The 17,340-nt window shown below is 62.7% G+C and carries 20 protein-coding genes; 11 read left to right on the plus strand and 9 right to left on the minus strand.

Features of this window, described 5'->3' with window-relative positions:
- Positions 1-3 precede the first annotated feature (3 nt).
- A complete protein-coding gene (locus HX830_RS01045; protein WP_152739345.1) occupies positions 4-933 on the plus strand; it encodes an AEC family transporter in 930 nt (309 codons plus the stop codon).
- Between the two features lie 4 nt (positions 934-937).
- On the opposite strand, the gene HX830_RS01050 is transcribed toward HX830_RS01045, so the two are convergent.
- On the minus strand, positions 938-1,498 hold the full coding sequence (locus tag HX830_RS01050) for a TetR/AcrR family transcriptional regulator (protein ID WP_177098697.1): 561 nt from the start codon (positions 1,496-1,498) through the stop codon (positions 938-940).
- A gap of 102 nt (positions 1,499-1,600) precedes the next feature.
- Between HX830_RS01050 and HX830_RS01055 the strand changes: the two genes are divergently transcribed.
- Positions 1,601-2,389 (plus strand): SDR family NAD(P)-dependent oxidoreductase, encoded by a 789-nt coding sequence (locus tag HX830_RS01055; protein ID WP_177098698.1) that lies wholly within the window; start codon positions 1,601-1,603, stop codon positions 2,387-2,389.
- Positions 2,390-2,459: 70 nt separating this feature from the next.
- Here HX830_RS01055 and HX830_RS01060 read toward each other — a convergent pair whose 3' ends face one another.
- A complete protein-coding gene (locus tag HX830_RS01060) occupies positions 2,460-3,353 on the minus strand; it encodes a DMT family transporter (protein WP_103494674.1) in 894 nt (297 codons plus the stop codon).
- 145 nt (positions 3,354-3,498) lie between these two features.
- Between HX830_RS01060 and HX830_RS01065 the strand changes: the two genes are divergently transcribed.
- Positions 3,499-3,936: an Lrp/AsnC family transcriptional regulator gene (locus HX830_RS01065; RefSeq protein ID WP_100943811.1), complete on the plus strand. Its 438-nt coding sequence runs from the start codon at positions 3,499-3,501 to the stop codon at positions 3,934-3,936.
- A 240-nt stretch (positions 3,937-4,176) separates the two neighbouring features.
- A complete protein-coding gene (locus tag HX830_RS01070) occupies positions 4,177-5,232 on the plus strand; it encodes a permease (RefSeq protein WP_103494673.1) in 1,056 nt (351 codons plus the stop codon).
- 14 nt (positions 5,233-5,246) lie between these two features.
- Here the strand turns inward: HX830_RS01070 and mnmH are convergent, their stop codons facing one another.
- Positions 5,247-6,344: a tRNA 2-selenouridine(34) synthase MnmH gene (mnmH, locus tag HX830_RS01075; protein WP_177098699.1), complete on the minus strand. Its 1,098-nt coding sequence runs from the start codon at positions 6,342-6,344 to the stop codon at positions 5,247-5,249.
- A complete protein-coding gene (selD, locus tag HX830_RS01080; RefSeq protein WP_152739357.1) occupies positions 6,344-7,378 on the minus strand; it encodes a selenide, water dikinase SelD in 1,035 nt (344 codons plus the stop codon). Before selD ends, mnmH begins: the two co-directional genes overlap by 1 nt.
- 215 nt (positions 7,379-7,593) lie before the next feature.
- On the opposite strand from selD, the gene gltP reads away from it, so the two are divergent.
- From gltP to HX830_RS01110, 6 genes are all read left to right on the plus strand, one after another.
- Positions 7,594-8,919, plus strand: a complete 1,326-nt coding sequence (gltP, locus tag HX830_RS01085) for a glutamate/aspartate:proton symporter GltP (RefSeq protein WP_177098700.1) — start codon at positions 7,594-7,596, stop codon at positions 8,917-8,919.
- Between the two features lie 26 nt (positions 8,920-8,945).
- Complete coding sequence (locus HX830_RS01090) at positions 8,946-9,809, plus strand: helix-turn-helix domain-containing protein (RefSeq protein ID WP_177098701.1); 864 nt, start codon at positions 8,946-8,948, stop codon at positions 9,807-9,809.
- A gap of 100 nt (positions 9,810-9,909) precedes the next feature.
- The gene (locus HX830_RS01095) at positions 9,910-10,818 is read left to right on the plus strand and encodes a PhzF family phenazine biosynthesis protein (protein WP_177098702.1); all 909 of its coding nucleotides are present in this window, start codon (positions 9,910-9,912) and stop codon (positions 10,816-10,818) included.
- On the plus strand, positions 10,808-11,317 hold the full coding sequence (locus HX830_RS01100) for a RidA family protein (RefSeq protein WP_177098703.1): 510 nt from the start codon (positions 10,808-10,810) through the stop codon (positions 11,315-11,317). The genes HX830_RS01095 and HX830_RS01100 overlap by 11 nt, the downstream gene beginning before the upstream one ends.
- A gap of 57 nt (positions 11,318-11,374) precedes the next feature.
- On the plus strand, positions 11,375-12,208 hold the full coding sequence (locus HX830_RS01105) for an AraC family transcriptional regulator (protein ID WP_103494666.1): 834 nt from the start codon (positions 11,375-11,377) through the stop codon (positions 12,206-12,208).
- A gap of 46 nt (positions 12,209-12,254) precedes the next feature.
- Complete coding sequence (locus tag HX830_RS01110) at positions 12,255-12,632, plus strand: cupin domain-containing protein (protein WP_177098704.1); 378 nt, start codon at positions 12,255-12,257, stop codon at positions 12,630-12,632.
- Positions 12,633-12,683: 51 nt separating this feature from the next.
- On the opposite strand, the gene HX830_RS01115 is transcribed toward HX830_RS01110, so the two are convergent.
- Positions 12,684-13,961 (minus strand): serine/threonine transporter, encoded by a 1,278-nt coding sequence (locus HX830_RS01115; protein ID WP_177098705.1) that lies wholly within the window; start codon positions 13,959-13,961, stop codon positions 12,684-12,686.
- Between the two features lie 229 nt (positions 13,962-14,190).
- On the opposite strand from HX830_RS01115, the gene HX830_RS01120 reads away from it, so the two are divergent.
- Positions 14,191-14,736 (plus strand): DUF4946 domain-containing protein, encoded by a 546-nt coding sequence (locus HX830_RS01120; RefSeq protein WP_177098706.1) that lies wholly within the window; start codon positions 14,191-14,193, stop codon positions 14,734-14,736.
- Positions 14,737-14,744: 8 nt separating this feature from the next.
- Here HX830_RS01120 and HX830_RS01125 read toward each other — a convergent pair whose 3' ends face one another.
- The 4 genes from HX830_RS01125 to HX830_RS01140 form a co-directional block, all read right to left on the minus strand.
- Entirely contained in the window at positions 14,745-15,203 is a 459-nt protein-coding gene (locus HX830_RS01125; protein ID WP_177098707.1) for a DUF2214 family protein, read from the minus strand.
- Between the two features lie 81 nt (positions 15,204-15,284).
- On the minus strand, positions 15,285-16,244 hold the full coding sequence (locus HX830_RS01130) for a quinone oxidoreductase family protein (protein WP_103494661.1): 960 nt from the start codon (positions 16,242-16,244) through the stop codon (positions 15,285-15,287).
- A gap of 34 nt (positions 16,245-16,278) precedes the next feature.
- Positions 16,279-16,452 (minus strand): DUF1427 family protein, encoded by a 174-nt coding sequence (locus HX830_RS01135; protein WP_103494660.1) that lies wholly within the window; start codon positions 16,450-16,452, stop codon positions 16,279-16,281.
- 117 nt (positions 16,453-16,569) lie between these two features.
- A complete protein-coding gene (locus tag HX830_RS01140) occupies positions 16,570-17,337 on the minus strand; it encodes an AraC family transcriptional regulator (protein ID WP_177098708.1) in 768 nt (255 codons plus the stop codon).
- Between the last annotated feature and the right edge of the window lie 3 nt (positions 17,338-17,340).

The raw sequence follows: 17,340 nt of genomic DNA on the forward strand, positions 1-17,340 counted from the left end.
ATAATGTCCTCCGTACTAAGCGTCCTGCTGCCCATCTTTGCCCTGATCCTGGTCGGCTTCATCTGCCGTCGAACCAATCGACTGGGGCCCAACGCGGCTTCCGAGATCAACCGCATGGTGGTCTGGCTGTGCCTGCCGGCGCTGCTGTTCAAGGCCACGGCGACCGCGACCTGGGAACAGATCTGGCACCCGGGATTTGTCCTGGCATTTACCCTCGGTACCTTGGCGATGTTTGTCCTGACCTTGTTGCTGCGCTGGCGCAAGTCCGGGCATTTTGCCGACGCGAGCATCGATGCCCTCAGCGCGTCCTACGCCAATACCGGGTATATCGGGATTCCACTGTGCGTGATGGTGCTCGGCCAGAACGGCCTGGAGCCGGCGTTGATCGCCTCTTTGCTGGTGGTCTGCGTGCTCTTCGGACTGGCCCTGGTGTGTATCGAGATCGGCTTGCAGACCGAACGCCAGGTGCACCGGATCATCTTCAAGGTGCTGCTGGCCCTGGCGAAAAATCCGCTGGTGGTTTCACCCTTGCTCGGCGCGCTCTGGGCCTGGGGTGGAGCACCGTTGCCGGCGCCTTTCGAGAAGTTTCTCAGCCTGCTGGGCGCCGCCACCATTCCTTGCGCGCTGATCTCCCTGGGGCTGTTCCTCGCCCACAAGCAACAAGGCCCACGCCAGGGCGCGACAATGCTGGTGCTGATCAAGCTGATCGCCCACCCGCTGCTGACCTGGTTCCTCGCCTTCAAGGTGTTTCATCTGCCGCCGCTTTGGGCCAATTCGGCGCTGCTCTTGAGCGCGCTGCCCACCGGCACCGGGCCCTTTATGCTGGCGGAGTACTACAAGCGCGAAGCCTCGGTGGTGTCGAGCACCATCCTGATTTCCACCCTGGGATCACTGGTGACACTGTCGATCTGTCTGTATGTGATCGGCAACTGAGGTCCTAAGCCTCAGACGCCACCTCTTGCGTCAGTAACCACTCCCGCGTGTCGCTGAGCACCTGATCGGCCAACCGCGGATCATCACAGACTCGCGCCAACACCATGGCGCCGACCATCGCGGCCCAGCTTCCAGTAGCGGCACGGCGTTTTTCCTCGACCGTGGCACCCGTCATGGCCTGGCTCAAACTCTCGATCTGACGGCGAATACTCCCGGTCATCTGCGCCCGCGCCTCGGGGGCCTGACGGCTGGTCTCCGATGCCAGCCCGGCCATCGGACAGCCACCGGCACAGTCCTTCAAATGTGCGGAACTCAAATACTGCGTGACATAACCCGCCACGTCAGCGCCCGCCGGCACCGCCGTCGAAAACACATGGGCCAGGGACTGGGCCACCAGATCGTCCTTCGAGGCGAAATACCCGTAGAAACCGCCATGGGTCAGCCCCGCCGCCTTCATCACCTCCGACACGGTGACCGCCTCATAACCCTTGGCGCGAAACAGCCGACTGGCGGCTTCGAGGATATTGCGCCGGTTCTCTGCCACCTGCTCGCGACTGACCTTCATTGGAAACCTCCGGTAATAGGCTTGACAGTATACATGACAGCCATCATATTTACTAAACATGACAATGGTCATGAATAAATCAACCCGCTGAGGATTACCGTCATGACAGTCAAACCCGCCGTTCTGATCACCGGCGCTTCCACCGGTATCGGTGCCGTGTATGCCGATCGCTTTGCCAAGCGCGGCCACGACCTGGTGCTGGTGGCTCGGGACAAGGCCCGCATGGACAGCCTGGCCGAGCGGCTGCGGCAGGAAACCGGAGTTTCGGTGGATGTGGTCCAGGCCGACCTGACCGATGCCGGCGATCTGGCCCGTATCGAAGCTCGGGTTCGCGACGACAACAAGATAGGCATTCTGATCAATAACGCCGGGATGGCCGGAGCCGGGACTTTCCTGGAGCAGGTGCCTGATGCGGTGAGCCAGGTCATCAACCTCAACATCACCGCCCTGGCCCGCCTGACCAGTGCAATCACCCCGCGCCTGGTCCAGGCCGGCACGGGGTCGATCATCAACGTCGCGTCGGTGGTCGGCCTGGCGCCGGAACTGCAGATGACGGTCTATGGGGCGACCAAGGCCTTTGTACTGTTCTTCAGCCAGGGACTGAATATCGAACTCGGTGGCAAGGGCTTGTATGTGCAGGCCGTCCTGCCGGCCGCCACCCGCACCGAAATCTGGGAACGCTCGGGCAAGCGGATCGAGGACCTGTCGGCGGTCATGGAAGTCGATGATCTGGTGGATGCGGCGCTGGTGGGCTTTGATCGCCGTGAAACCGTAACCATTCCACCGCTGCCCGATGAAGGCCAGTGGCAAGCCCTGGAAGCCGCTCGCCTGGCGATGCTGCCGAACTACATGCAGGTCCTGCCGGCGGCGCGTTATCGCAATGGCGCCTGAGGTCAGCGTCGCGCCACGATAGCGCGTCGTACTCTGGAGCCGGATCTTCTGATCCGGCTGCTCCAAACCCTCAGCGCACAAGCACCCGCTTGAAGCCCAGCGTCCAGCCCTGTTGCATCCCCGCCGCCGCCAGCAGAATGGCAATCACCCCGACCCACTGCACCAGCACCAACTGGTGACCGAAGGCGAACCAGTCGACGAAGATCGCCGCAATCGGGTAGATAAAGGACAGCGCCCCGGTCATGGCCGTCGGCAATTTCTGGATCGCGCCATACAGCAGCACATACATCACCCCCGTGTGCACCACCCCCAGGGTCAGCAAGCTGCCCCAGGCACTCGCCTGCTGCGGGAACGCCGAAATATGCGCCCAGGGCGCCAGCAACAGTACCCCGGTGCAGACCTGGACCAGGGCGATCAGGTGCGGCGGTGTCCCCTTCAAACGCTTGATGATCAACGCCGCGATGGCATACAACAGCGCCGCCGCCAACGCCAGGCCGATACCCAGCAGATACTCGCCGCCGCTCTCTCCCGGCTGCCCGTGGGCACTGACAATCGCCAGCATCCCGACAAAAGCCAAACCCAGCCAGAACAACTTCTGTGCGGTGATCTTCTCACCGAGAAACAACGCCGCCAGGCCCACCAGCATAAACGGCTGGACGTTGTAGACCGCCGTGCCGATGGCAATCGAGGCCCGGGAATAGGAGGCGAACAGCAGCACCCAGTTACCGACGATCGCCACGCCGCTGAGCACCGCCAGCAGGAAGGTGGTGCGGGTCAGGATGCCCGGGCGCAGAAAGCCCATGACGGCGCAGATCACCAGCAAGGTCAGTGCACCGAACAGGCAGCGCCAGAACACCACGTCCAGCACCGGCTGGCCGGACACCAGCACGAACCAGCCGATGGTCCCCGAGATCAACATGGCCGCGACCATTTCCAGCGAGCCACGATGCAGTGATGTGTTCATGAATGAGTTCCTCTGAGTCAGCCTTGGACAGATGGCAAAAGTATGCCGATTCCTCCAGCCGCTTCTCCAGCGCCAGAAATAGGCTAGACTTTGCTTCTGCCTTTCTTATCAAGGCAATTTTAGCGATTGACCTAACGAGACCGCCATGACTGACGAAATCGACCACTTATTGATCAGCGCCCTGATGAGCGACTCACGGCGTTCGCTCAAGGCTCTTGCGCAGGTCAGCGGGCTGTCCTCGCCCAGCGTCGCGGAACGCTTGCGCCGGTTGGAAGAACGCGGCGTGATCAAGGGCTACACCGTCGATGTGGAACCCAAATCCTTCGGCTACCTGTTGCAGGCCATCGTGCGTATTCGCCCCCTGCCCGGCCAGTTGCAGGAAGTGGAACGACAGATCCAGGCGATTCCCCAGTTCACCGAATGCGACAAGGTCACCGGCGACGATTGTTTTATCGCCCGTTTACATGTCCGCGATATGGAGCAGCTCGATACGCTGCTGGACCGACTCAACCATCACGCCGAAACCAACACCGCCATCGTCAAGAAGACACCGATCAAGCGCCGCTTGCCGCCGATGACCTGAGATAATCCGTTCAACCCCGCGCCTCTGCGCAAAAACACAACGCGTCGTCGGGAAATACGCCATCAAACAGGTCGCCATACGGACTTGAAATGGCGGAGGTACACACTCGGCACGCTATAAGAAATCGCCCACGCCCCGATAGGCCGAAACCTTCAACACACGTGGGGGCCCAACGGCTGGCGAAGGCCCACCGCTGGGTTATCATTCACCCATCACCCCTTATCCATCGGATACCCTCCCATGCCCACTCTTACCCAAGCCGCCCCCGCCCGAGGCTGGTCGCTCTGGTGGAAACCATTGCTGTTTCTCGCCGTCGCCGCCATCGGCCTGTACTACGTCAAATGGTCGCCCTATTACGCCAAGGCCTTCGTCGCCGCCGACAGTCACAGCATCGGCGCCTCGATCATCAACGACAACCCGGCCTCGCCGGTCGCCGCCGCGCTGGCCTACGCCCAGGTGTACTTCCTGGCGATCTGGAAAGCCGCGGTACTGGCAGTGATCCTCGGCTCGCTGCTGCAAGTGCTGATTCCCCGCGACTGGCTGTTGCGCCTGTTCGGGCGCGCCGGTTTCGCTTCGACCCTGCGCGGTGGCCTGTTCGCCCTGCCCGGCATGATGTGTTCGTGCTGCGCGGCACCGGTAGCGGCCGGGATGCGTCGACAGAACGTCTCGGTGGGCGCGGCGCTGGCGTTCTGGATCGCCAACCCGGTGCTCAACCCGGCGACCCTGGTGTTCATGGGCTTCGTGCTGGGCTGGGGCTTTACCGCGATTCGCCTGGTGGCGGGCCTGGTGCTGGTACTGGGGGTTTCGCTGGTGGCACAACGGGTCGCCCGTCCGGAAACCTTGCCGGAAGCGGCGGTGGAAGCCGTGGTCGATGCCAGCAGCCCGGACCAGAGCAGCTTTATGGCACGCTGGGGCAAGACCCTGTGGCAACTGTTCTGGACCACCATCCCGATCTATATCCTGGCGGTGCTGTTGCTGGGCGCGGCGCGGGTCTGGCTGTTTCCCCATGTGGATGGCGCCATGGGCAACAGCCTGCTGTGGCTGGTACCGCTGGCGATTATCGGAACCTTGTTCGTGATCCCGACGGCGGCCGAGATTCCCATCGTGCAGACCATGATGACCCTGGGCCTGGGCACCGCGCCGGCCGTGGCACTGCTGCTGACCCTGCCGAGCATCAGCCTGCCGTCGCTGCTGATGCTGCGCAAGGAGTTCGACGCCAAGGTGCTGGTGACCGTGGCGGTGCTGACGATGCTGGTGGGTGTGGTCAGCGGGCTGGTGGCCATGCTGGTCTTGTAAGACGCACTACCCACTCAACGCCTTTGGCGGCGGCTCCTGAGATACTCCAGCACCGCCGCCTGCTCCCCGGCAAACTCGATCCGCTCGCCTTTGCTTTCACGCTGGAAGGCGTACATCGGGTCGTAATATTCGTTCAGCAAACCTTCGATCCACCCCCGGTGCAGCTCCACCGCACCGCTACGCTCCTGCTCTTCCAGCGCCGCCTGCATCAAGGCCTTCATCCGCTGGTGTCGCTCGCCACCAAGGCGCTTGTGGATGTTGTCCAGGCTGCCCAGCAGTCGCTCGGCAAACAACCGGAATCCCTGATCGGCATACACCGCGACGAATTCCGCGCAGAGATCAACCACATAGTCCCGCAGGATGCGCTCGACCCGGCTCTCCAGGCTGTCTTCAAGCCAGACCATGGGAAACCGTTGCATCCCCTGGAACAGCGTCAGTGGCAAGGCACAACGCCCGACCATGCGGCTCTCATCCTCCAGCACGAAGGATTCGATGCCCCGGTCCTGCTTCTTCAGCAGGTCCACGGCCAGACGGTTTTCAAAGTCGATATTCGACGGCTGGCCGGTAGCGCGCTTGCCGAAGCTGGAACCGCGATGGTTGGCGTGCCCCTCCAGGTCCAGGCTGTTTTCCAGTTGAACGATCACATCGGTCTTGCCGGTCCCCGTCATGCCCCCCAGCAAGACGAAGTCCGCCTGGGCCACGGCCAGCTCAATGGTCTGCATCAGAAAGCTGCGCATCGCCTTGTAGCCACCAGCGACGCGTGGAAAGTCGATCCCCGCGTCGCGAAGCCACTGCTGGACAATCTGCGAACGCAGCCCGCCACGAAAGCAATACAGCACGCCGTCGGGATGGGCGCGGGTGAAATCGGCCCAGGCCTGGAGCCGGGCCGCCTTGACCTCGCCGCCCACCAGTTGGTGACCGAGGACAATCGCGGCCTGCTGCCCGTGCTGCTTGTAACAGGTGCCCACTCGTTGCCGCTCGAGGTCGGTCATCAGCGGCAGGTTGACCACCCCGGGAAAGGCGCCCTTGTTGAATTCGACAGGCGCCCGGGTATCCATCATCGGTGTGTCATTGAGAAACAAACTGCGGTAGTCGGTGATATCACGGGACATCAATACACCTCTACCGCGTGGCTCTGTCGCTCTACCAGTTGGCCGATGGGCTCAAGCTCCAGGCCCAGTTCGGCAGCCACGGCGAGGAACTCGGCCTCGCCTTCGGCGCTGACCGCCACCAGCAGCCCACCGCTGGTCTGCGGGTCGCAGAGCACGCGCTTGTGCAATTCGCGCAGAGGCCCGACCTTGCTGGCGTAGCTGTCGTAATTGCGCAGGGTACCGCCGGGCACGCAGCCCTGATCCAGGTAATACTCGACGGCCGGCAGGCGCGGCACCTGCTCATACACGATACGCGCGGTCAGGCCACTGCCATCGGCCATTTCCACCAGGTGACCCAGCAGGCCGAAGCCGGTGACGTCGGTCATCGCGGTAACCCCCGCAAGCTTGCCGAAGCGACTGCCGGGTTTGTTCAGGGTGCACATCCAATCCCGGGCCACGCCAACGTCTTCGCTGCGCAACTTGCCTTTCTTTTCCGCGGTGGTCAGCACGCCGATCCCCAGGGGTTTGGTCAGGTACAGCTTGCAGTCGGCCGTCGCGGTGTCGTTGCGCTTCATATGGCGCTTTTCCAGCAGACCGGTCACCGCCAGGCCAAAAATCGGCTCGGGGGCGTCGATCGAGTGACCGCCGGCCAACGGGATACCCGCCGCGTCGCACACCGCGCGCCCTCCACGAATTACTTCACGGGCGATTTCCGGGGCCAGCAGGTTCACCGGCCAGCCAAGAATGGCGATGGCCATGATCGGATCGCCACCCATGGCGTAGATGTCACTGATGGCGTTGGTGGCGGCAATCCGACCGAAATCGAAGGGATCGTCGACGATCGGCATGAAAAAGTCGGTGGTGGAGACCACGCCACGCTCTTCATCGATGGCATACACCGCGGCATCGTCACGCGAGGCATTGCCGACCCAGAGTTTCGGGTCGAGGTTCTGCGCGCCACTGCCGGCCAGGATCACTTCCAGCACCTGGGGCGAGATCTTGCAACCACAGCCGGCGCCGTGGCTGTACTGGGTCAGACGAATCGGTTCGCTCATCGGTACACCTCAATCCGTTTCAAATTCCATCGAGTTTAACAGAGCCATCGACACCGGGCCCGGATCAGACATGGCCCAATCGTGAGCTTGCCCGGCCCGATTGGCGCTCATGCCCGGGGATTTGCGGCTCAACATCGAGCTGCCCCACCGGCGAGCCATTGCCCGCCTCCCCGGCCCCTGTATCGACCTCCAACAAAAACGGGAACCCTCCTACCATGAACAAGGCAAAACTGAGCCTCGCCTGGCAGATCGTCATCGGTCTGCTGCTGGGCATCGCCGTCGGCGCGCTCCTCAACCACTCCAGCGCGGACAAGGCCTGGTGGATCGGCACAGTCCTGCAACCGGCGGGCGACCTGTTTATCCGCCTGATCAAGATGATCGTCATCCCGATCGTGATTTCCTCGTTGATCGTCGGTATCGCCGGGGTCGGCGACGGCAAGAAACTCGGACGCATCGGTTTCAAGACCTTGCTGTACTTCGAGATCATCACCACCGTGGCAATTATTGTCGGTCTGGTCCTGGCGAACCTGTTCCAACCCGGCCATGGCATCGACATGAGCCTGCTGGGCACCACGGACATCTCCCAGTACGAGAAAACCACCAACGAAGTGCAGGCCAACCACGCCTTTATCACCACCCTGCTGAACCTGGTGCCGTCGAATATCTTCGCCGCCCTCGTACGCGGCGACATGCTGCCGATCATCTTCTTCTCGGTGATGTTCGGCCTCGGTCTGTCGAGCCTCAAGGACGAACTGCGCCTGCCCCTGGTCGGGGTGCTGGAGGGCGTCTCGCAAAGCATGTTCAAGGTCACCCATATGATCATGCGCTACGCCCCGCTCGGGGTTTTCGCCCTGATTTCGGTGACTGTGGCCAACTTCGGCTTCGCCTCGCTGTGGCCGCTGGCGCGCCTGGTGACCCTGGTGTACGCCGCCATCGCATTTTTCGGCGTGGTGGTGTTCGGGCTGGTGGCGCGGATCTGCGGCTTCTCGGTGTTCCGACTGATCCGTATCCTCAAGGCCGAACTGATCCTCGGTTTCTCCACCGCCAGTTCGGAAACCGTGCTGCCACGGATCATCGAAAAGATGGAAGCCTTCGGCGCGCCACGGGCCATCAGCCGTTTTGTGGTGCCCACCGGCTATTCCTTCAACCTCGACGGCTCGACCCTGTACCAGAGCATTGCGGCAGTGTTCATTGCCCAGTTGTACGGGATCGACCTATCCCTCGGTCAGCAGATCACCCTGGTGCTGACCCTGATGGTGACGTCCAAGGGCATCGCCGGGGTGCCGGGAGTGTCATTCGTGGTGCTGCTGGCCACCTTGGGCAGCGTCGGCATTCCCCTCGAAGGCCTGGCGTTCATTGCCGGCGTGGACCGCATCATGGACATGGCCCGCACCGCGCTGAATATCGTCGGCAATGCCCTGGCGGTGGTGGTCGTGGCGCGCTGGGAAGGCCTGTACGATGACGCGGCGGGCGAGCGTTACTGGCAATCGCTGTCGCGGCCGCAAGCGGACGAGGAGCAGGCGTTTGTCCCGGCGCGTTAACGGATAGACTGACGCGAGACACCTGAATGACCACCCTGGAGGTCGATCCCATGGCGCATTTATCGCCCAAGCTCAGCAGCATGTCCCCCGACGTGTTCCGCTTCGAGATCAGCGAAAGCACAGGTTATGCCCAGGACTGGCACGCCCACGACTGTCATATGCTGCTGTTACCGCGCCAGGGCGGGTTGTTCCTGTCGACCGAAAGCAACAGCAATGCGCTCCACGTCTCGCGCCAGGCCTTTTCCCTGGTGCCAGCGGATTTCGCCCACTCGACCCAGGCCGCCCCGGGTCGGGAGAAACACGTGGCGCTCTACGTCGACTCGCACTACATCAATCACCAGGGTCGGCTCGACGGCTACCAGGCCTTTGCCGAACAGGCTGATCGTTCGGGGATCTGGCAAGGCAGCGAGACCCTCGACAGCATCCTGCGCCTGCACGACCAGCTGGCGTCGGGATGCTCGGCCGAAGCCTTCCAACGCCAGGTCCCGCACCTCAACCACCTGCTGTTCGAAGAGTGCGCCCGACTGATTGCCCGCCAGCAACCGCCGACGCAGCACAGCGATAGCCAGCGCAATGCCCTGCTGGTCCGCGATATCCAGCGCTATGTGCGCGAACACCTGCAGGACGAGCTGAATGTCGACCTTATCGGCTATCAGTTCCACCTGTCGCGGCGCCACCTCACCCGCCTGTTCAAGGCCTGCACCGATGAAACCCTGGTGGATTTTACCAATCGCACTCGGGTCGAAACCGCCGCCCAACTGATCTCCAGCAGTTCCCTGTCGATCCTCGAGGTCAGCCTGGCCGTGGGCATCGATTCGCCTTCCTACCTGGCGCGCCTGTTCAAGCGCTACCTGGGCCTGGTGCCCAGCGACCTGCGCAAGCCACATTGAGGTCATGGCCCAAACGTTCGCTTGCAGGACCCGATCCACCTAGAACCTGTCGCTGTCCGTTGCCAGAATCGACCTTATCCACCGTGTCGTGAGGTCAGGTATGAGTGATGTACAGGTTGTAGAAGTCTTCAAATCGAAACAGGGTGGCGGCAACCCCGCCCCCATCGCCGTCGCGGCCGACGGCCTGAGCGCCGAGCAGATGACCGCTATCGCCCGCGCCTACGGCCATGAAAGCGGCTTTGCCTTCACCCCGCAGGATCAGGCCAGCCACGACTACCATTTCCGTTTCTTCGTCCCCTTGCATGAAATGAGCATGTGCGGCCACGCCACCATCGGCACCGTCTGGCTGCTGCAACAACTCGGCAAGCTCGACCGCCAGCAGCTGTCCATCCAGACCCAAAGTGGCACCGTGACCGCGCATATCCAGGGCAAGCCGGGTGATGACGCCTTTATCGAGATTTCCCAGCCGGCGGGCGTGGTGAGCAAGGTCGAGGATGCCGAGATACGGGCACGGATCATCGAGGCCATCGGCCTGCAAGCGGACGACATCCTCGACCTGCCGTTCCTGAACGCCGCCACCAGCCGCATCAAGACCCTGGTTCCGGTCAAGACCCCGGCCCTGCTGGATGCCGCGCGTCCCGACTCGCCGCGCATCAAGGACCTGTGCGAGCAGATCGACTCCACCGGGCTCTACCTGTTCTGTCCACGTCCGGACATCGCCCGGCAGTTCGACAGCCGGCAATTCCCCAAGGCCTCGGGCTATCCCGAAGACGCCGCCACCGGCATTGCCGCCACGGCCCTGGCGTTCGGCCTGCTGGAGTACGGCATGATCGAGGCCGATGAACAGCCGATCCTGGTGCATCAGGGCCGGGCCATGGGTCGACCCTCCGATATCTACGTGCGCCTGGACCTGGACGCAGGCAGTGCGCAGCCGGTCGGTTGTTATGTCGGTGGCTACAGCGCGTTTGCCGCCGAACAGCAACCGGCGGGAGAGCAGCATGAGCGCTGAAATCCGCCAATGGCTGCCGTTCTCCAAAGTCCGACAACCCTACCAGGCATTGCTCTGGGCGATTTACCGCGAGGCGCCGCACAGCTTCGTGGTCCCGACACACTTCAAGTTGAGCGTGCGTGACGGCAACCTGCTGTGGGTATCGGGCCAGGTGCCGCGCTTCAACCATGAGATTCGCCATACCGGGATCGTCGGCCAGGATATTTCCCTGGAGCAGGCGCGGGAAGCGGCCCGACTGTGCACGGCAAACTTCCTGTCGATTGTCGCCGCCGCCTGCGATGGCGACCTGGAACGTGTCGAGCAGATCGTTCGCATCACCGGTTATGTACGGGCCCCCTCGGATTTCGGCGCTCAATCCGAGGTGATCAACGCGGCCTCCGAAGTCCTGGTCCAGGTCTTCGGCGACCGTGGCCGACATGCGCGCTCGGCCATCGGCGTGCAGTCCCTGCCAGGTGGCGCGGCGGTGGAGATAGAAGGTGTGGTTCGATTGAAGGATTAAACGGCGTTTTCCTTTACCATTCGCTTACTTCGGACGGTAAAGGGAGCACCAGGCCACATGGATCAGCGCACAGCAATCACCGACTGGGTCCGGCGGGCGCCACAATCCAGCCCGCTGGAGCGTATTGAAGCATTCTTTTCCGGCCACGGCTTCGACCCTCATCGCCACGACACCTACGCCATCGGCTGCACCTTGTCCGGCGTGCAGAGTTTCAAATATCGCGGCAGCCAGCGCCATAGCCTGCCCGGCGGTACCTTGGTACTGCACCCGGACGAGGTGCACGACGGCGAGGCCGGGACGCGGGATGGCTTCAAGTACCGCATGGTCTACGTGCAACCCTCCCTGATCCAATCGGCACTGGGCGGGCAGCCCCTGCCCTTTGTTCCAGGCGGTATCAGTCACGATCCGCGCCTGCGCCGGGCCACCGAAGCCCTGCTGCGGGGCATGGACAACGTCCTTGATCCACTGGAGGAGGAAGACGCGCTGTTCGACCTGGCCCAGACCCTGAATGCGCTCTGTGGCGCACCACGCCAGCCGCGAAGCTTCGATTACCAGGCGGCGGAACGGGCTCGAGCGTACATTCACAGCGCCCTGGATCGCACGGTTACCCTCGATGAGCTGGCCGAACACAGCGGGCGTGATCGCTGGAATCTGTCACGGGACTTTCGAATGCTGTTCGGCACCAGCCCTTATCGCTACCTGAGCATGCGCCGCCTGGACCTCGTCCGGTCATTGCTGGTTCAGGGTCGATCACTGGCCGAGGCGGCGTTGATCGCCGGCTTTACCGACCAGAGTCATATGACCCGCCAGTTCGGCAAGACCTTCGGTCAGTCGCCGGGACGCTGGCTGAACATGCAGCGCCTGCACAATCGTACAAGCGGTCGACACTGAAATGCAGCTAGGCTGGGTCTTAGTCATCCGCTCAGAGGTCCAGCCCATGAATACCCCGCAAGCCCTTTCACCCATCAATTTCGCGCAGAAACTCGCCCTGTTCGATGACAAGTGGAAACCCCGGGTCATTGCCGAAATGAACGACTATCAGTTCAAGGTGGTGAAGATCGAAGGCGATTTCGTCTGGCACTCCCATGCCGATACCGACGAGACATTTATCATCCTGGAAGGCGTGCTGCGCATCGACTTTCGTGACCGCCAGGTGCATCTGGCAGCCGGCGAAATGCTGGTGGTGCCCAAGGGTGTCGAGCACAAGCCGTTTGCCGAGAAGGAGGTCAGGATGCTGCTGATCGAACCACGGGGGGTGGTCAATACCGGAGACGAAGGCGGGGAAATGACAGCCAGCAATGACGTCTGGGTTTGAGGTGTCCTGTGGGAACTGGCTTGCCAGTTCCCACGGAAATCGCGTTTCAGGTCAGGCCGACAACGAATAGATCAACGCCGAAATCGCCACCAAGCCCACCAGCGTGACGAATACGTTGGACATCTGCCCCGAATACTGACGCATCGCCGGCACCCGGCGGATCGCGTACATCGGCATCAGGAACAGCAGCGCCGCGATGACCGGCCCGCCGAGGGTCTCGATCATGCCGAGAATGCTCGGGTTCAAGGTCGCCACCAACCAGCACACCACCAGCATGAACGCCGCCGTCATCCGGTCCAGGGCCTTGGCGCCGGGTTTGCGGCCACTCTTGGCGATCAGGCCCTTGAGGCCTTCGCTGGCCCCGATGTAGTGCCCCAGGAACGACTTGGAAATCGCCACGAAGGCAATCAGCGGCGCCGCGAAGGCAATGGTCGGGTTGCTGAAGTGGTTGGCCAGGTACGACAGGATCGACAGATTCTGCGCCTTGGCTTCGGCCAGCTGCGCTGGCGACAGGGTCAGCACGCAACTGAAGACGAAGAACAGCACCATCACCACCATCAGCAGGTGCGCCCGCGACAGGATCTGCGAGCTGCGCTCTTCGGCATGGGTGCCATAACGACGCTTCTGGTCAACCGCAAAGGCCGAGATGATCGGCGAATGGTTGAAGGAGAACACCATCACCGGAATCGCCAGCCACAAGGTGTGCAGCAAGGCCGACGGCTCGGGCGGGCTGCCGGCCGTGGCGAGGATGCCGCCGTTCCAGTGCGGCACCAGGTACACCGCCAGGAACAGCAAGGCGACAATAAACGGATAGACCATCAGGCTCATGGCCTTGACGATCACCTGCTCGCCGCAACGGACCACCACCAGCAGGCCAAGGATCAGCATCAGCGACAACAGCGCCCGCGGTGGCGGCACCAGGTGCAGTTGATGTTCGAGGAAACTGCCGACGGTATTGGTCAAAGCCACGCTGTAGATCAGCAGGATCGGGAAGATCGCGAAGAAATACAGCAAGGTGATCAGCGCCCCGGCCTTGATGCCGAAATGCTCTTCCACCACTTCGGTGATGTCCGCGCCATCGCGCCCGGAGAGCACGAAACGGGTCAGGCCACGGTGGGCGTAGAAGGTCATGGGGAACGCCAGCACCGCCAGGACCAGCAACGGCCAGAAGCCGCCCAGCCCAGCGTTGATCGGCAGGAACAAGGTGCCCGCGCCGATGGCCGTGCCGAACAGGCCCAGCATCCAGGTGGTGTCTTGGCGGCTCCAGTTGCTCAGTACAGCGGGTGCCGATTCATAGCGTTCGTCGACGCTGTTGGCCTGGTCATTCATCCGGTCGAATCTCCGTTAGCCGGTCATTACCACGCGACCGGGGCGGATAAAAAGCATGTCACTGGCAGCGCCCCGGCCATAAGAGGGGCGCGATTGTCCGGGATTAAGCTTGAGAAGCAAAGGGTTAGCTGAGTAACGGTCTATTGCTGAGGCAGTTTTATCAGCCATGGCACGTGGAGTATTGATACACTGTAACAATTAACTTCAGCCTCTCGATCAGTGCCCTCCCATGACCTCCGTGCAATGTCGTGCCTGCTTTACCGCCCTTCTCCTGCTCCTGGGCAGCTCGTCGGCCCTGGCTGACGACCTGATCATCACCTGGCCCGGCGACTGGGAGGTGCAGACCCTGCCCCCGGCCCAGAATGCCGCCGGTGAAGTGATCAGTGGCCTGCGCCAGCGCGCGGTAAAAAACGACGCCAATGGCGATCCGCTGATGGTCATGGAATTGACCGAGTCGGGACTCAATCCCGACCACGCAGTCAACCTCCCCGGGGTGTTGCTGGAGATGCGCAAGGCGGTGCAGAAGAACTTCGTCGAGCGCGGTTTCATGAGTGTCTGCAACCGGATTCACGACAGCACCCTGGGCGGCATGGCGGCGGTAGAGACTACCTGCACCATCACCCAGAACGGCGGGCACGTGATGACCCAGACCCTGGTGGCCGCAGCCCGCGACGGCAAGGCGTATTCCTTGCTTTATGCCGGGTCGGCGGACGGTTACAAGAGTGTGGAGCCAGTGGTCAATGGAATCCGGGCGAGCCTGCACCTGCAGCCCTGATTCCCCAGCTACCCGGCCAGGAACCCCCGGGCCATGCCGCTGGCGGCAATCACCATCAGCATGATCAACAAGGCTTCGATATGGCTGATCCGCGCGAAAAGCCGGGCGCGGCCGATATCGATGACCGAGCTCTTCTTCCGGGCGATACGCCATTTGATCAAGGTGATCATCGGCGCCAGTTCCAGCAGCAGGATAATCACGAACAAGGTCAACTTGAGGTGGAACAGCGGCTGGTGCAGGTAGTAATCCGTGCCCTTCTCGAAACCGCCGAAAGCGCGCAGGCCACCGGTGATCAACAGGACACCGGCGCTGATGCCCCAGAGATTGTCCCAGACAAACACCTGCCGCAGTTCGGCCGGACTGGTGCCGGTGAGACGACGCAAGGCCCCGCCACGTGCGAGGACCGCCGCCAGGGCGATACCGAACGCCAGAAGGTGAAGCGCTGCCAGGGACCAGTGAGCAAACATTGAGTCGTCTCCTTGAATGAGCAAGACAGTTGTAGCTCAAGCCGCCGATATTTGCGCAGGTCCCCGGCTCGACTCAGGGTCTCAAGGCAACAGGATCACCTTGTCACTACCGCCCTGATTGACCTCGGCATAACGCGCCAGGCCCTCGGACAGCGGCGACTCCAGCAACCCCGTCGGCAGCTCCAGCAAGCCCTCGTCAAAGAAGCGCCCGAACTGATCGAGCATTCGCGCACAGGCCTCGGTGCCATAGAGCAACGAGTTGATCCCGACCACCGAACCGCCCTTGCGGTACAACGCCAGTGCCGGCAATTGCACATGGCCGTCCACCGGCGCGGCGATGATCGCGATCCGACCGAAAGGCGCCAGGGCCGTCACGGCCGGCGGTAGCCAGAAGCCGGTGGTGTCGAAGATCACATCGGCGCCACCGGGGAATACACCATTGACCGACGCCGCGAGGTCTTCCGGCTTGTCCAGTTGAATGGCATCAAAGCCCTTGTCCTGAAGCGCCTTGACCTGCTCCGCACGGCGCACCGCGCCCAGCACCCGGGCCCCGCGAATCTTCGCCAGGGCCAGCGCGGCGCTGCCGACGGCGCCATTGGCACCGATCACCAGCAAACGCGTGTCGGCCTTCACCAGGCTGCGTTCCAGGGCATCCCAGGCGGTGGTGAACGGCACGCCGAGGCTGGCGGCCTGGGCGAAGCTCAGGTGCGTCGGCTTGATCGCCACACCGCTGGCGGGCAGGGTCAGGTATTGGGCATGGGAACCGTCTCCGGTAAAGCCCAGTTCCTTGCCGGTGCCCCAGACTTCCTGGCCCAGCAGCGATTGCGGCCCTTCGATCACCACCCCGGCGAAGTCCCGGCCGGGAATCCGTGGCAGCGTGGTGTAGGAGAAACGCCCCAGCACGTTTTTCACATCGCTGGGGTTCAGGCCGGCCGCCTTGATCTGCACCAGGACTTCTCCGGCAGCAGGCACAGGGGTGGGCACGTCGACCAGTTGCAGGGCCGAGAGATCGCCGGTTTTCGCAAATTGCAGGGCTTTCATACAGTACGTATCCAGTCAGAGAAAAACGCGGGATTCAGGACAGCCAGCCGGCGACCAATTGCTTGCCCAGGGGCCAGGCCTTTTCACCCAGTTGCATGCCCAAAAGGCCAACCAGGGCCACGGCGGGCGGTGCCGGGGAACGGAAGTCGAGCCCGCCGTAAAGCAGGCCGACAGCTATGCCGATGACGAGAGAAACAAGGTAGCTCATGACGAACTCCAGGCTCGGTGAGGGAATGCCCAGAGTCTATGACCGGCAAAGCGGGGGCGTCGGTCAAAGGCTTCTGTCTTTCGGCCAAAGCACCCTCCTCTGCAGGAACAGTGCTCGTCAGCCCGCCGGATAGTGGGACGGGGCAACGCCCAGGGCGCGCCGGAACATATCGCTGAAGCTGCTGGGCGAATAACCCAGCTCCCGGGCGATACGACTGACCGGCACACCCTGGATCAACTCCGCCACGGCCGTCGCCAATTGCACCTGGCGCCGCCATTCGGCGAAGCCCATGCCCAGCTCGCCCTGGAACAAACGCGCCAGGGTTCGTACGCTGGCCCCAGCCGATTGCGCGTGCTGCTCAAAAGAGATGTCCAACGACGGCGCACTCATGACCGCCTGGCACAGGTTCATCAGGCGGCGATCACTGTCCGAGGGCATGGGAATCTTCAGAAATGCGCGGCGTGCCCGCTTGAGTTCCAGCAGCGCCAGGTTGACCAACGCTTCGTAATAGTCGCCCCGGGGATCCTCGGCCTGCTCCACCAGATGCACGATCAACTCGCGCAGCAAGCCGCCGACCTCGATCACCTGGACCCTGTCTTCAAGGGTTTCGGCCAACGCCGGGCGCAGGTAGATATTGCGCATCTGCAGGTCCGATACCACCCGGATCCCGTGGGGAACACCAGGCGGCAGCCACACCGCGCGCTGCGGCGGGACCGCCAGGGCTTCGTGGGGTGTCTCGACCCACATCACCCCCGACATCGCATAGAGCAACTGGCCCCAGGCATGGGCATGGGGCTCGATAAACAAGCCCCGCGGGTAAGTCCGGGCCAGGGGTTGTACCGGCCTGTCGGTGTCGCTCAGGTCCGGCGGTGCGGCCAGGGCCATGGC

Origin of the sequence: Pseudomonas gingeri (assembly GCF_013385425.1) — a bacterium.
Classification (GTDB): domain Bacteria; phylum Pseudomonadota; class Gammaproteobacteria; order Pseudomonadales; family Pseudomonadaceae; genus Aquipseudomonas; species Aquipseudomonas gingeri_D.

Excerpts from the sequence above, each read along its gene's own strand:
- HX830_RS01045 (WP_152739345.1), top strand. The coding sequence starts at position 4 with ATGTCCTCCGTACTAAGCGTCCTGCTGCCCATCTTTGCCCTGATCCTG.
- HX830_RS01050 (WP_177098697.1), bottom strand. The coding sequence starts at position 1,498 with ATGAAGGTCAGTCGCGAGCAGGTGGCAGAGAACCGGCGCAATATCCTC.
- HX830_RS01055 (WP_177098698.1), top strand. The coding sequence starts at position 1,601 with ATGACAGTCAAACCCGCCGTTCTGATCACCGGCGCTTCCACCGGTATC.
- HX830_RS01060 (WP_103494674.1), bottom strand. The coding sequence starts at position 3,353 with ATGAACACATCACTGCATCGTGGCTCGCTGGAAATGGTCGCGGCCATG.
- HX830_RS01065 (WP_100943811.1), top strand. The coding sequence starts at position 3,499 with ATGACTGACGAAATCGACCACTTATTGATCAGCGCCCTGATGAGCGAC.
- HX830_RS01070 (WP_103494673.1), top strand. The coding sequence starts at position 4,177 with ATGCCCACTCTTACCCAAGCCGCCCCCGCCCGAGGCTGGTCGCTCTGG.
- mnmH (WP_177098699.1), bottom strand. The coding sequence starts at position 6,344 with ATGTCCCGTGATATCACCGACTACCGCAGTTTGTTTCTCAATGACACA.
- selD (WP_152739357.1), bottom strand. The coding sequence starts at position 7,378 with ATGAGCGAACCGATTCGTCTGACCCAGTACAGCCACGGCGCCGGCTGT.
- gltP (WP_177098700.1), top strand. The coding sequence starts at position 7,594 with ATGAACAAGGCAAAACTGAGCCTCGCCTGGCAGATCGTCATCGGTCTG.
- HX830_RS01090 (WP_177098701.1), top strand. The coding sequence starts at position 8,946 with ATGACCACCCTGGAGGTCGATCCCATGGCGCATTTATCGCCCAAGCTC.
- HX830_RS01095 (WP_177098702.1), top strand. The coding sequence starts at position 9,910 with ATGAGTGATGTACAGGTTGTAGAAGTCTTCAAATCGAAACAGGGTGGC.
- HX830_RS01100 (WP_177098703.1), top strand. The coding sequence starts at position 10,808 with ATGAGCGCTGAAATCCGCCAATGGCTGCCGTTCTCCAAAGTCCGACAA.
- HX830_RS01105 (WP_103494666.1), top strand. The coding sequence starts at position 11,375 with ATGGATCAGCGCACAGCAATCACCGACTGGGTCCGGCGGGCGCCACAA.
- HX830_RS01110 (WP_177098704.1), top strand. The coding sequence starts at position 12,255 with ATGAATACCCCGCAAGCCCTTTCACCCATCAATTTCGCGCAGAAACTC.
- HX830_RS01115 (WP_177098705.1), bottom strand. The coding sequence starts at position 13,961 with ATGAATGACCAGGCCAACAGCGTCGACGAACGCTATGAATCGGCACCC.
- HX830_RS01120 (WP_177098706.1), top strand. The coding sequence starts at position 14,191 with ATGACCTCCGTGCAATGTCGTGCCTGCTTTACCGCCCTTCTCCTGCTC.
- HX830_RS01125 (WP_177098707.1), bottom strand. The coding sequence starts at position 15,203 with ATGTTTGCTCACTGGTCCCTGGCAGCGCTTCACCTTCTGGCGTTCGGT.
- HX830_RS01130 (WP_103494661.1), bottom strand. The coding sequence starts at position 16,244 with ATGAAAGCCCTGCAATTTGCGAAAACCGGCGATCTCTCGGCCCTGCAA.
- HX830_RS01135 (WP_103494660.1), bottom strand. The coding sequence starts at position 16,452 with ATGAGCTACCTTGTTTCTCTCGTCATCGGCATAGCTGTCGGCCTGCTT.
- HX830_RS01140 (WP_177098708.1), bottom strand. The coding sequence starts at position 17,337 with ATGGCCCTGGCCGCACCGCCGGACCTGAGCGACACCGACAGGCCGGTA.